This is a genomic window from Geodermatophilus sp. YIM 151500 (assembly GCF_025716945.1).
Lineage (GTDB): Bacteria > Actinomycetota > Actinomycetes > Mycobacteriales > Geodermatophilaceae > YIM-151500.
Genome location: NZ_JAOVZT010000009.1, coordinates 27,687 through 40,509 on the forward strand (window position 1 = coordinate 27,687; position 12,823 = coordinate 40,509).

The following is a 12,823-nucleotide window of genomic DNA, read 5'->3' on the forward strand; positions in this document are numbered from 1 at the left end:
CCCCCGTGATCATCGTCGAGTGGCTGCCCGCCCCGGCGTGCCGGGCGACCACTCGGCGATGATCAACCTCCCGCGGGCGGCCGCACCGGGGCTGGTTAGCCTCCGGTGACCGCCCCCCACGACCCCGACGGAGGCACCGTGGCCGAGCTCCGCTCCCGCCGCTCGAACCTGGCCGTCCCGGGCAGCAACCCGCGCTTCCTGGAGAAGGCGAAGACGCTGCCGGCCGACCAGGTGTTCCTCGACCTGGAGGACGCCTGCGCGCCGCTGGCCAAGCCGAGCGCCCGGAAGAACATCGTCGCGGCGCTGAACGAGGGCGGCTGGGAGGGCAAGATCCGCACCGTCCGGGTCAACGACTGGACGACGGAGTGGACCTACCGCGACGTCATCGAGGTCGTCGAGGGCGCCGGCGCCGAGCTCGACTGCATCATGCTGCCCAAGGTCGTCGACGCGGCCCAGGTGCGGGCGCTGGACCTGCTGCTCACCCAGGTGGAGAAGGCCAACGGCCTCGACGTCGGCCGGATCGGCATCGAGGCGCAGATCGAGAACGCCCAGGGCCTGATCAACGTCAACGACATCGCGTTCGCCAGCCCGCGGATCGAGACGATCATCTTCGGCCCGGCCGACTTCATGGCCAGCATCAACATGAAGTCACTGGTCGTGGGCGCCCTGCACCCCGACTACGCGGGCGACCCGTTCCACTACATCCTCATGCAGATCCTCATGGCCGCGCGGGCGCGCGGGGTGCAGGCGATCGACGGGCCGTTCCTGCAGATCCGCGACGTGGATGCCTTCCGCGAGGTGGCCATGCGCTCCGCCGTCCTCGGCTTCGACGGGAAGTGGGTGCTGCACCCGGGGCAGATCGACGCGGCCAACGAGATCTACGCGCCCTCGCAGGAGGACTACGACCACGCCGAGCTCATCCTCGACGCCTACGACTGGTACACGTCCGAAGCCGGCGGCGCGAAGGGTTCCGCGATGCTGGGCGACGAGATGATCGACGAGGCCAGCCGGAAGATGGCGCTGGTCATCGCCGGCAAGGGCCGGGCGGCCGGCCTGTCGCGGACGTCGTCCTTCACGCCCCCGGCGGGCTGACCGTTCCGGCCCCCGTGCAGGGTCCCGCTCCGGGCGTGCGAGGGGTGGGAGGCACGGGGGCCCTTGCTCAGGGGGCGAACGAGCCGGTGGAGAAGGCGGCGAAGGCGGCGATCCAGAGGACCACGAGCAGCGCGTAGAAGCCGGTCACGATGCCGCCCACGATGACCCCGGCCAGGGCCAGGCCGGCTCCCTCCTCGCCGGTCCGGCGGATCTCCTTGCGCGCCATGACGCCGAGCACCAGGCCGACCGGTGCGAAGACGAACGCCATCACCAGGGCGAGGATCGCCTTCGTGTTCGTCGGCCGCCGCCACGGGCCCGGGTACCCGTAGGCCGGGTCGGCGTAGCCGGGGGGCCCGTACGGAGCCCCGTACGGCGGCGGGCCGTACCCGGGCGCCGCGGGGGTGGGGGAACCCTGCCCGGGCCGGCCGGTCGTCCCGGCGCCGCCCGCGCCCGCCGTGGCGTCGCCACGGTAGAAGTCGTCCTGGGCCATCGCCGGACCTGCCGTTCCTCGGAGGGAGCACCGTCGGCGGGAACCGTAGACGCCGTGGGTCCCGGACATGACCAGGCGCACCCGTCGTTCACCCGCCAGTGGCCCATACTCACCGGTAACCACGGACTGCGCCGCCTGCGAGAGGACTTCCCATGGCCCGCCTGGCCCAGACCGCCGACCTGACCGACGTCCAGCGGGAGATCCTGGTGACCGTCCGGAGCTTCGTCGACAAGGAGATCATCCCGGTCGCCCAGGAGCTGGAGCACGGTGACGTCTACCCGCAGGAGATCGTCGACGGGCTCAAGGAGCTCGGCATCTTCGGGTTGACCATCCCCGAGGAGCACGGCGGTCTCGGCGAGTCGCTGCTGACCTACGCGCTCGTGGTCGAGGAGATCGCCCGCGGCTGGATGAGCGTCTCCGGGGTGATCAACACGCACTTCATCGTGGCCTACATGGTGCTGCAGCACGGCACCCCGGAGCAGAAGGAGCGGCTGCTGCCGCGCATGGCCACCGGCGAGGTGCGGGGGGCGTTCTCCATGTCCGAGCCCGGCCTGGGGTCCGACGTCGCCGGCATCCGCACGAAGGCGGTGCGGGACGGCGACGGGTACGTGATCGACGGCCAGAAGATGTGGCTGACCAACGGTGCCTCGTCCACGCTGGTCGCGGCGCTGGTCCGCACCGACGAGGGCGCGGGCAAGGCCCACCAGAACCTGACGACCTTCCTGGTCGAGAAGCCCACCGGCTTCGGTGAGGTGCTGCCGGGGCTGTCCGTCCCCGGCAAGATCGACAAGATGGGCTACAAGGGCGTCGACACCACCGAGCTGGTGTTCGACGGCTTCCGGATCGGCGCCGATGCCGTGCTCGGCGGGGTGCCCGGCCGCGGCTTCGCCCAGATGATGGACGGCGTCGAGGTCGGCCGGGTCAACGTCGCGGCGCGGGCCTGCGGCATCTCCATCCGTGCGTTCGAGCTCGCCGTCGCCTACGCCCAGCAGCGGGAGACCTTCGGCAAGCCGATCGCCGAGCACCAGGCGATCGCGTTCCAGCTCGCCGAGATGGCCACCAAGGTCGAGGCCGCGCACCTGATGATGGTCAACGCCGCCCGGTTGAAGGACCGTGGCCGGCGCAACGACGTCGAGGCCGGCATGGCCAAGCTGCTGGCCAGCGAGTACTGCGCCGAGGTGACCACCCAGGCGTTCCGCATCCACGGCGGCTACGGCTACTCCAAGGAGTACGAGATCGAGCGGCTCATGCGCGAGGCGCCGTTCCTGCTCATCGGCGAGGGCACCAGCGAGATCCAGAAGACGATCATCAGCCGGGGGTTGCTCAAGGAGTACGCGCTGCGCCGCTGAGCGCGGGCCCGGCAGCGCGTCGCGGCCGGCGTCAGCCGGCGTCGCCGGGCGGTTCCTCGAACCGGACCTCGACCCCCCTCACGCCCAGCGACCGGGCGAGGGTGGTCAGCATGTCCCGCGTGTTCTCTTCAGCGCGATCGCGCAGGTCGCTGTCGGCGGCCGCGCGGGCCAGGCGGCGCTCGGCCTCCGCGTACAGCTCGGTGTCGTCCGTCGGGTTCTCGGCGAAGGCGCCGCCGACCCGCTCGACCAGCCCCCGGTCGCGGTCGACGACGCGGCTGCCCTCCGGATCGATCCGGACGTCCCCGATGCGGGGCGCCGGCAGCACGATGGTGGCCGAGGAGCCGTCGGACGAGAGCTCGACCCGCCCGGCGTCCAGACCGTCGAAGTCGACGTAGGCGTCGGCGGTGCCGGTGGCCAGGAAGCTGACCCGTTCGCCGCTGATCACCGAGGGCAGGAAGGGCGTGTCGGTCTCCCGGTCGAGGAAGACCTGGAACGTGCCCGTCGCGGCGTGGTACTCCTGCAGGTCCTCGAGCGCGAGGATCAGCGGCGGCGTGCTCCGGTCGACGACCTGCTGCTCCAGTGGGTTCCCGAAGCCCGGCAGCCAGTCGCGCAGCTGCACGGCCGCCGGTACGAGGAGGGCGACCCCGATGCCGGCCGCGACCAGCCGGCGCGCGGCGCGTCCCCGGCGGGGGCCTGCGTCGCTCCCAGCAGCGTCGGTGCTCGTCGGGCGGTCCTGGAGCAGAGCGGGCATGCGCACCTCCGATGGCGTCCTGCTGGATTCTCCTCCTCCAGCCACCGCGCGTGCGTCCGCATTCCCCGCGACCGGCGCGGCACGGCCGATCGCGGTACCCGCCACCCGTCGCGGGGACCTCGCGGCCGGGCACGGGCATCCCCGGGCCCCCTGTGCTCTGCGTGCGCGCGGCACGCAGAGCACAGGGTGCCCGGGCGCTGCTGCCGGTCGACCGCGGCGTCGTGCTCCGCGTGCGCACGGCACGCGCAGCACGGGGCAGCAGCAGGGTGGCCCCGAGGTCCGGGCGCCGGCTCCGGGCGCTGTGGGGGGACGGCGGCCACGCCGCGTGCCCGTGCTAGGCAGGAGGTATGCGAGCTGTCGGGGTGACCCGGTTCGGCGGGCCGGAGGCCCTGCACGTGGTCGACGTCCCGGACGAGCCGCTCGGCCCCGGCCAGGTGCGGGTGCGGGTGCGGGCCGCCGCGGTCAGCCCCACCGACACCCACCTGCGGGAGGGCGCCTACGCCGACCGTGACCCGGTGCAGCAACCGCCGTGGGTCCCCGGGATGGACGCCGCGGGAGTCGTCGTCGCGCTGGGGGAGGGCAGCGACGGCCTGGCGGTCGGCGACGAGGTCATGGCGGTCGTCGTCCCGACCGGCGCGCACGGCGGCTACCGGGAGGACCTCGTGCTGCCCGTCGGATCCGTCGTCCGGGTGCCGGCCGGGGCCGACCTCGTCGCCGCCTCGACCCTGCCGATGAACGCGCTCACCGCCCGGATGGCGCTCGACCGGATGACGCTGCCGCGTGGCGCGACGCTGGCGGTCACCGGAGCGGCCGGGGCGTTCGGCGGCTACGTCGTCCAGCTGGCCAAGGCCGAGGGGCTGACCGTCGTCGCCGACGCCGCCGAGCGCGACGAGCGCCTGGTGCGGTCCCTCGGCGCCGACGTCGTCGTCCGCCGGGGCGACGGCGTGGCCGAGCGGATCAGAGCCGAGTTCCCCGACGGCGTCGACGGGCTCGCCGACGGGTCGGTGCAGGACGCCGCCGTGCTGCCGGCCGTCCGCGACGGCGGGCGGGTGGCCACGGTGCGCGGCTACCGCGGCGACGGCCGGCGCGGCGTGGAGGTGCTGCCGGTGCGGGTGCGCCGGATGGCCGAGGACCGCGCGGCGCTCGACCGGCTGCGGCAGCAGGTCGAGGAGGGCGTGCTGACCCTGCGCGTGGCCCGGACCCTGCCGGCCGAGGAGGCCCCGGAGGCGCACCGGCAGCTCGCCGCGGGCGGCGTCCGGGGACGGCTGGTGCTCACTTTCTGACCGGTCGTCCCCGCATGGCTCCCGATGGTGAACGGCTCGCCGGTCAGCCGTCCGCCGAACTGCCGATCGGCCGCCGGCGAGCCGGCCGGGTGGACCCTCGGCCGCAGTTCGTCCGGGGGAGTGCGGCATGCCCGAGGTGGCGCAGGGGCGACGGCGGGAGATCCGCCTGGCACTGGTGCTCAACGGCGGGGTCAGCCTGGCCGTGTGGATGGGCGGCGTGGTCCACGAGATCGACCTGCTGCGGCGCGCCTCCCGGGTGGCCTGCGGCGCCGAGCCCTACGACGAGTCCGCGGTCGCCCCGTACGACCGGCCGGTCTTCCGCGCCTGGGCGGAGCTGTGCGAGCGGGCGGGCGCCGGGCCGGTGGTGGTCGACGTCATCGCCGGCACCAGCGCCGGCGGCCTGAACGGCACCCTGCTGGCCACCGCCGTGGCGCGCGGCGTGCCGCTGGACCCGCCGTCGACCCAGGCGCACCCCTACCTGCGGCGGGTCTGGAACGACAGCGCCCGCCTGGAGAACGAGCGGCTGCTCCGGCTGACGCGAGACCCCTGCCTGCCCAGCGTGCTGGACGGCGACTACTTCCGCGACGAGATCGACCGGGTGGTCGGGACCATCGGCCGGGACGCGGCGGAGGGGCAGGCCTCGCCCGAGCCGGTCACGCTCTTCGTCACCGCGACCGCGCTCGGCGAGTCGAACCGGTCGTACGTCGACAGCTTCGGCCGCGGGTTCGACGTGGCCGACCACCGCCGCCTCTACCGCTTCCGCCGCAGCGAGGACGACCGGGTGGTCTACCGGCCGGGCAGCGGCCCGCCGGAGTCGTGGTGGCCCGGCGGCGCGCTCGGCGAGATCGACGACTTCGACGCCAAGGACCCCGGCGCGCACGAGGCGCTGGTGACGGCGGCCCGCGCGTCGGCGTCGTTCCCGCTGGCGTTCGCCCCGGTCGAGGAGGGGCCGGCGCTGGCGGCGCGGCGGGTGCTGCCCGCAGCGACGGTCGAGCGCGAGGGTGCCCGCTGGCTGGTCGACGGCGGGGTGCTCGACAACGCGCCGTTCCAGCCGGTGCTCGACGCGATCGGACGCCGTCCGGCCACCGAACCGGTGCGCCGTCTGCTGGTGTACGTCGTCCCCTCGCAGGGCGCCGCGCTCGACGAGGCCGCCGAGCGGTTGCCGGCGACCGGGGAGGGCGAGGTCGCGCACCCGCCGTGGCGCGGCATCCTCGGCTCGGCCGTCGGCTTCCCGCGGGAGAGCGACGTGCGGGCCGACATGGAGTACACCGTCTACCTGCTCGGCCGGGGCGAGCTGGTCCAGGGCCGCCCCGAGGTGGGGCCCGAGGCGCTGTTCCGGGCCGAGGTCGACGCCGGGACGCCGACCGGCCTCGCCGACGGGCTGTTCGAGCAGTACCGGCGCGCGCGGGCGGTCGGCGGTCTGCAGGACGTGCGGAACGTCCTGGCGCGGGCGCGCGCCGGCGGCGGCGTCGTCCTGGCGCCGGTGGCCGGTGCCGACCCGGCCGAGCTCCTCCGGCAACCCGTGTCGTGGGTGCCGCCGGACGCCGCGGACCTGCGCCGGCGGGCGGGGCCGTGGCGGTGGGGGATGGGCGCCGCGGAGCGGGTGTGCCGGCTGCTCGTCCGCGACCTGTGGGACCGGTCGGCCGACCACGGCGCGGTCGCCCCGATCACCGCGGCGCTCGTCCGGGTGGAGGCGGTCCGCGACGCGGTCGGCGACCGCGTGGTGGCGACCGCGGCGACGGCGCCGGACGGCGGCACCGCGCTCCTGGCCTGGGCCGACGGCATCATGGCCGAGCTGCGGGTGACCGAGGCGCTGACCTGGTGCACCGACACCGCGGCGGAGGCGTACGCCCGGGCACGCGGCGGCTCGGTCGATCCTGCGGCCGTGCTCTGCGCGGGGCTCGCCGTCGAGGTGGCCACCCAGGCGCTGACCGGCCACCAGCCGTTCCACCGCACCGCGCCGTTCGAGTTCCTCCGCCTCGGACCGGACGTCGAGACCCCGCTGGTCGACTGCGCCCACGCCGAGCCGGCGGAGGTCCGGCGGTCGTCGGAGCGCGCCCGGCACCGCGGCGATGCGAAGCTCTACGGCACGCGGGTGCAGCACTTCGCGGCCTTCGGGCTGGACGAGTGGCGCGGCTGGGACTGGACGGCCGGCCGGCTCGACGCCCAGGTGCACCTGGCGCGGGCGCTGACCGGCTCCGATCCGACCGACTGGACGGCGGACGTGCAGCGGCACACGGTGCACGCCGAGCTCGGCCTGGGCGCCGACGCCTGGCGGGCGGCCCGCGAGCGGCTGTACACCACGACCGACGCCGACCTGGTCGCGGACCTCTGCACCCGCGGCTACGGCGCGGCGCTCGTCGTCGCGGTGACCGACGCGGTCATGCGGGCGCTGCCGCACCGGCTGGCCCTCGACCGCACCGGCCTGCTCGCCAACGCCCTGCTCGCCCGGCGGCCGCAGCAGCGGCTCGTGACGTGGTGGGCGCCGCTGGCCCGGTTCGTCGTCCGCCGCCGGTGGCAGCGCTGGACGCGGACCCTCGGCGTCCCCGACGGCGTCGGGGCGGGCGCCGGCCCACCGCGGTAGGACCCCGGCGGCCGGCGCCCGGTCGCCGGTGGTCCGGGCCCGTGCCAGGGTCCGGGTGTGAACGGGGCGCAGGCACTCATCCGGACCCTGGTCGGCGCCGGCGTCGACGTCTGCTTCGCCAACCCGGGGACGTCGGAGATGCACTTCGTGGCCGCCCTGGACGACGTGCCGGAGATGCGCGGCGTGCTCACCCTCTTCGAGGGCGTGGCCACCGGTGCGGCCGACGCCTACGCGCGGATGACCGGCCGGCCGGCGGCGACGTTGCTGCACCTGGGACCGGGGCTCGGCAACGGGCTGGCCAACCTGCACAACGCCCGGCGCAGCCGGGCGCCGGTGGTGAACGTCGTCGGCGACCACGCCCGCTCGCACAAGCGGCTCGACGCCCCGCTGGAGAGCGACATCGACGCGCTCGCCGGCACGGTGTCGGCCTGGGTGCGCCGGTCGCTGTCGCCGGCGGACGTCGGCGCCGACGCCGCCGACGCGGTGGCCGCCGCGCGCGACGGCGTCGCGACGCTGGTCCTGCCGGCCGACGTCTCCTGGTCCGAGGGCGCCGCGGTGGCCGAGCCGGTGGGGCCGCGGCCGGTGCCGCACGTGCCGCCGTCCGTGGTGGACGACGTCGCCGCCGTGCTGCGCCGGGACGAGCCGGCCGTGCTGTTCGTCGGCGGCGAGGTGATGGCCTCGGAGGCCGGGCTGCGCGCCGCGGCGCGGATCGCGGCCGGCACCGGGACCCGGCTGCTCGCCGAGACCTTCCCGCCGCGGACGGTGCGCGGCGCGGGGCTCCCCGACGTGCCGCGGCTGCCCTACCCGCCGGAGATGGCCCTGGCCTCCCTCGAGGGGACGGCGCACCTGGTGCTGGCCGGCGCCCAGGCGCCGGTGCACTTCTTCGGCTACCCCGACCTGCCGGGGACGCCGGTGCCGCGGGACTGCGCCGTGCACGCGCTGAGCCGCCCCGGGGAGGACGGCGTCGCGGCGCTGGAGGCGCTGGCGTCGGCGGTGGCGCCGGGCGCGGCACCGCAGGTCGCGGAGGCGCAGCGGCCGGAGCCGCCGTCGGGGCCGCTGGACCCGCGGTCGCTCTCGGCGGTCGTCGGCGCGCTGCTGCCCGAGGGCGCCATCGTGGTCGACGAGGCCCTGACCTCGGGCGTCGGGCTGGCCGAGATGACGGCCGGCGCGCCGCGGCACGACTGGCTGTCGCTGACCGGCGGCTCGATCGGTGACGGGTTGCCGATGGCGGCCGGCGCGGCGGTCGCCTGCCCGGACCGGCCGGTGATCGGCATCCAGGCCGACGGCAGCGCGATGTACACGATCTCCGCGCTGTGGACCCACGCCCGCGAGGGCCTCGACGTCACGACGGTGGTCTGCGACAACGGCTCCTACGGCATCCTCGAGCACGAGCTGTCGCGGGTGGGCGCGGCCCAGGGCGGTGAGCGGGCGCGGCGGCTGCTCGACCTCGGCGGGCCTCCGCTCGACTTCGTCCAGCTGGCCGCGGGCCTGGGCGTGCCCGCGTCGCGCGTGGAGACCGCCGAGCACCTCGCCGACCAGCTCGGCCGGGCGCTGTCGGAATCGGGGCCGCACCTCGTCCAGGCCGTGCTGCGCCGCTGACCCCCTCGGCCGACCGGCGTCACCCCCGCGCACCGGGGTCACCTCCGACGACCGGGCCGGAGGGCCGTGTGCCGCGGGCCCCTCCGGTCCTACAGTCGGGTCGAGGCGGCTGCCGATGGACGAACTGCGCATCTGGTTGCTCGGCGGGTTCCGGGTCTCCGTCGACGGACGGGACGTCCCGGACGACCGCTGGCGCCTGCGCAAGTCGCGGGCGCTGGTGGCGATGCTCGCGCTGGCACCGGGCCACCGGCTGCACCGGGAGCAGCTCGTCGACGCGCTCTGGCCGGACCTCCCCCCGGACTCGGCGGACAACCAGCTGCGCAAGGCGCTGCACGAGGCCCGCCGCTGCCTCGACCCCGACCCCGCAGCGACCTACCGCTTCCTCGTGCCGGGGGAACGGCTCGCGCTGCGCCCGGGCACGGAGGTCGACGTCGCCGCGTTCGACGACGCGCTGGCCGTGGCCCGCCGCGGACGGGACCCGGCCGCCTACGCGATCGCGCTGGCGCTCTACGGCGGCGAGCTGCTCCCCGACGAGCGCTACGACGCGTGGACCCGCGAGGAGCGCGACCGGCTGGCGGCCGAGCACGTCGCCGCCCTCGTCGAGCAGGCCCGCCTGCTCGAGGCGCGCGCCGACCTGGACGCCGCCGGCGCGGCGCTGCGCCGGGTCCTGTGGCTCGACCCCCTGCACGAGGAGGCCAGCGCCGCGCTCATGCGGGTGCACGCCCTGGCCGGTCGCCGGCACGAGGCGCTGCTGGAGTACTCGCGGCTCGCCGCAGCCCTGCGCGACGAGCTCGCCGCGACGCCGGCTCCGGCCACCCAGTGGCTGCACGAGCAGATCCGGGCGGGTGCGGTGCCGGGGTCGGACCTCGACCGCGACCTGTGGGAGCAGGTCGGCGACCTGCGGGCGCGCTCGGGCGACGCCCCGGGTGCGGTGGCCGCGTTCGAGCGGGCGCTGGGCGAGTTCCGCGGTCGGGGACCGGCCGGGCGCGCCGTCCGGCTGCACCGCAAGGCGGCGCACGCGTGGCTGACCGACCAGCGGGCCGATCGCGCCGAGCCGCACCTGCGGGCGGCGGAGGCCCTGGCCCGCTCCGCGCCGACCGCCGAGCGGGCCTGGCTACCCGGCCTGCGCGCGGCCTGGCTGTGGCAGCGCGGCCGGTACGGGGAGGCGCAGCGGGCGGCGGAGGAGGGCGTCCGGCTCGCCTCGTCCTGCGGAGCGGCGGAGGCGGCGGACGACGCCCGCGACACCCTCGCCGTCGTCCTGCACCTGCGCGGCAGCTGGCGCGACGGCGTGCAGGCCGCGGTCGAGCGCTTCGCCCCCGACGCCGACAGCGACGACCGGCTCGCCCAGATCTCGGAGATCCACTGCTGCATCGGCCAGTTCCACCTCTACGGCGACGACCTCGCGGGCACGGTGGAGGACTACGCCCGCCGCACCCTCGACCTGGCCACCCTGCGCGGCGCCCGGCGCGCCGAGGCCTTCGCCTGGTGCATGCTCGGGGAGTCGCTGCTCCTCCAGGGCCGCTTCGACGAGTCCGAACCGTGCCTGCGCCGCGCCGCCGACCTGGCCTCCGGGTTCGGTCCCGGCTCCGGCGTGCTGGCCTGGCAGCGGCTCGCCGAGCTCGCCGCCTGCCGTGGCGACAGCGGGACCGCGCAGGCCTGCCTGCGCCGCGCGATGGCGATCGCCACCGTGTCACCGCTGGCCCGGCACACCTGGGGCCGGCTGTTCGGCGTCGCCGCCCTGGACGCGGTCGAGCGCGGCGATCCGGAGGCCGCGGTCGTCGCCGGCCGGTCGGCCGCCGCGGCCGCGGCCCGGCACGGGGACTGCGGCACGTGCTCGGTGCTGCTCCACCCCGTGCTGGCCGAGGCCTGCGCCGCGCTCGGCGACGAGGCGGGGACCGCGCGGAGCGCCGGGGAGGCACGCCGGGTCGCCGCCGGGTTCCCGAACGCCGCCTTCGCGGCGATGGCGGCCGGGGCGGAGGGCGCGCTGGCCGCCGTCCGCGGGGACGCCGCCGGTGCCCGTGCGCAGCACCTGCGCGCCGCCGCGCTCTTCGCCCGCGCCGGCCAGCCGTTCTGGACGGCGCGGGCGCGGTGGCAGGCCGCCACCGCCGGTCCCCGCGTGGACGGCGACCTGCTCGACGTGGCGATCGCCGGCTTCGAGCGGCTCGGCGCGCTCCGGGCGCGGGACCGGGCCCGCCAGGCGTGGCGGGCGGCCGCGCTGACGCCCTCCCGGTGACCGCGCCGCCCGGGGAACGCCGCAGGAACGCCGCTGCGGCACCGTGCCGGCATGACCGTCATCGAGGTGGTCCGCACGCCCGCGCTGGGCGACACCAGCTACCTGCTCAGCAGCGGCGGTGAGGTCGCCGTCGTCGACCCCCAGCGCGACGCGTGGCCCCTGATCGACGCCTGCGCCGACCGCGGCCTGCGGCCGCGGTTCGTGCTGGAGACCCACGTGCACAACGACTACGTCTCCGGGGCCCGCGAGTGGCAGGCGGCGACCGGGGCGACCGTCGCCGGGCCGGCCCGGGCCGGGTACGCCTTTCCGCACCTGCCGCTGGCCGACGGCGACGAGCTGTCGTTCGGCGGGCTGTCGATCCGGGCGCTGGCCACGCCCGGCCACACGCCGGAGCACACGTCCTACCTCGTCACCGAGGACGGGGCGGAGGGCCCGACGGCCGTCCTCACCGGCGGCAGCCTGATCGTCGGCGGGGCCGGGCGCACCGACCTGATGGGCGCCGAGCGGGCCGACGAGCTGACCCGCGCGCAGTGCCGGTCGCTGCGCCGGCTGCTCGCCTTCGACGACGCCGTCCGGGTGCTGCCCACCCACGGATCGGGCAGCTTCTGCACGGCGAGCGCGCGGAACCTGCCGACGTCCACGCTGGGGGACGAGCGACGGACCAACCCGGCCGTGCGGCTGCTCGCGCAGGAGGACGAGTTCGTCCGCGCCCGGCTGGCCGGCCTGCCGCGGTTCCCGGCCTACTACCGGCACATGGCCGGCCTCAACCGGGCCGGCGCGCCGGTGCTCGGCGGCCTGCCGGGCGTGGCGGCGCTCGACCCGGCAGGGGTGGAGCGCGCCGCGGTCGACGGGGCCTGGGTGGTCGACGCCCGAGACCGGGAGGGCTTCGCCGCCGCGCACCTGCCCGGCTCGGTGAACGTCGAGCTGGACGCCGCCTTCGCCACGTACGTCGGGTGGGTGGTCCCGTTCGCGGCACCCCTGGTGCTGGTGCTGCCGGAGCCGACCGCCGACGCCGCGGTCGAGGCCCGCACCCAGCTGCTCCGCACCGGCTACGACCGCGTGGTCGGCGCCCTCGCCGGCGGTCCCGCGGCGTGGCGCGCCTCCGGGCGGCCGCTGGCGAGCTATCCGGCGATCGGCGTCGGACACCTGCCGGTCGACGACCCCGACCAGCCCGTCCTCGACGTCCGCCAGCCCGCCGAGGTCGAGCAGGTCGCCCTGCCCGGCAGCCGGCACGTCTTCCTCGGTGACCTGCCGGAGCGGCTGGGCGAGCTGCCCCGCGGGCGGCGGACCTGGGTGGTCTGCGCCAGCGGACGGCGGGCGGCGGTCGCGGCGAGCCTGCTCGACCGCGCCGGCCTCCCGGTCGGCCTGGTGGCGCGAGGCGGGGTGGCGGACCTGGCCGCAGCCGCGGCCTGAGGAAGGGAACGCAGGGAAGGGGAGAGCAG

Annotated in this window: 9 protein-coding genes; 7 read left to right on the forward strand and 2 right to left on the reverse strand. The window is 76.6% G+C overall.

All coding sequences use genetic code 11. The features are described from left to right. The first annotated feature begins 138 nt into the window (after positions 1-138). Positions 139-1,092, forward strand: coding sequence for an HpcH/HpaI aldolase/citrate lyase family protein (locus OF117_RS15205; RefSeq protein WP_263553685.1), 954 nt, complete (start codon positions 139-141; stop codon positions 1,090-1,092). Positions 1,093-1,159: 67 nt separating this feature from the next. On the opposite strand, the gene OF117_RS15210 is transcribed toward OF117_RS15205, so the two are convergent. Then, complete coding sequence (locus tag OF117_RS15210; RefSeq protein ID WP_263553686.1) at positions 1,160-1,582, reverse strand: DUF4190 domain-containing protein; 423 nt, start codon at positions 1,580-1,582, stop codon at positions 1,160-1,162. Positions 1,583-1,734: 152 nt separating this feature from the next. On the opposite strand from OF117_RS15210, the gene OF117_RS15215 reads away from it, so the two are divergent. After that, on the forward strand, positions 1,735-2,931 hold the full coding sequence (locus OF117_RS15215; RefSeq protein ID WP_263553687.1) for an acyl-CoA dehydrogenase family protein: 1,197 nt from the start codon (positions 1,735-1,737) through the stop codon (positions 2,929-2,931). A 31-nt stretch (positions 2,932-2,962) separates the two neighbouring features. On the opposite strand, the gene OF117_RS15220 is transcribed toward OF117_RS15215, so the two are convergent. Beyond that, positions 2,963-3,682: a DUF4230 domain-containing protein gene (locus OF117_RS15220; RefSeq protein ID WP_263553688.1), complete on the reverse strand. Its 720-nt coding sequence runs from the start codon at positions 3,680-3,682 to the stop codon at positions 2,963-2,965. 347 nt (positions 3,683-4,029) lie between these two features. Between OF117_RS15220 and OF117_RS15225 the strand changes: the two genes are divergently transcribed. The 5 genes from OF117_RS15225 to OF117_RS15245 all read left to right on the forward strand — a co-directional run bounded on the left by OF117_RS15225 (position 4,030) and on the right by OF117_RS15245 (position 12,794). Then, positions 4,030-4,965: an NADP-dependent oxidoreductase gene (locus OF117_RS15225; protein ID WP_263553689.1), complete on the forward strand. Its 936-nt coding sequence runs from the start codon at positions 4,030-4,032 to the stop codon at positions 4,963-4,965. Positions 4,966-5,092: 127 nt separating this feature from the next. Next, complete coding sequence (locus tag OF117_RS15230) at positions 5,093-7,549, forward strand: patatin-like phospholipase family protein (protein WP_263553690.1); 2,457 nt, start codon at positions 5,093-5,095, stop codon at positions 7,547-7,549. 57 nt (positions 7,550-7,606) lie between these two features. Further along, positions 7,607-9,148, forward strand: a complete 1,542-nt coding sequence (locus OF117_RS15235; RefSeq protein ID WP_263553691.1) for an acetolactate synthase large subunit — start codon at positions 7,607-7,609, stop codon at positions 9,146-9,148. Positions 9,149-9,263: 115 nt separating this feature from the next. Further along, the gene (locus OF117_RS15240) at positions 9,264-11,381 is read left to right on the forward strand and encodes a BTAD domain-containing putative transcriptional regulator (protein WP_263553692.1); all 2,118 of its coding nucleotides are present in this window, start codon (positions 9,264-9,266) and stop codon (positions 11,379-11,381) included. A 51-nt stretch (positions 11,382-11,432) separates the two neighbouring features. Continuing rightward, entirely contained in the window at positions 11,433-12,794 is a 1,362-nt protein-coding gene (locus tag OF117_RS15245) for an MBL fold metallo-hydrolase (protein ID WP_263553693.1), read from the forward strand. The last annotated feature ends 29 nt before the right edge of the window (positions 12,795-12,823 follow it).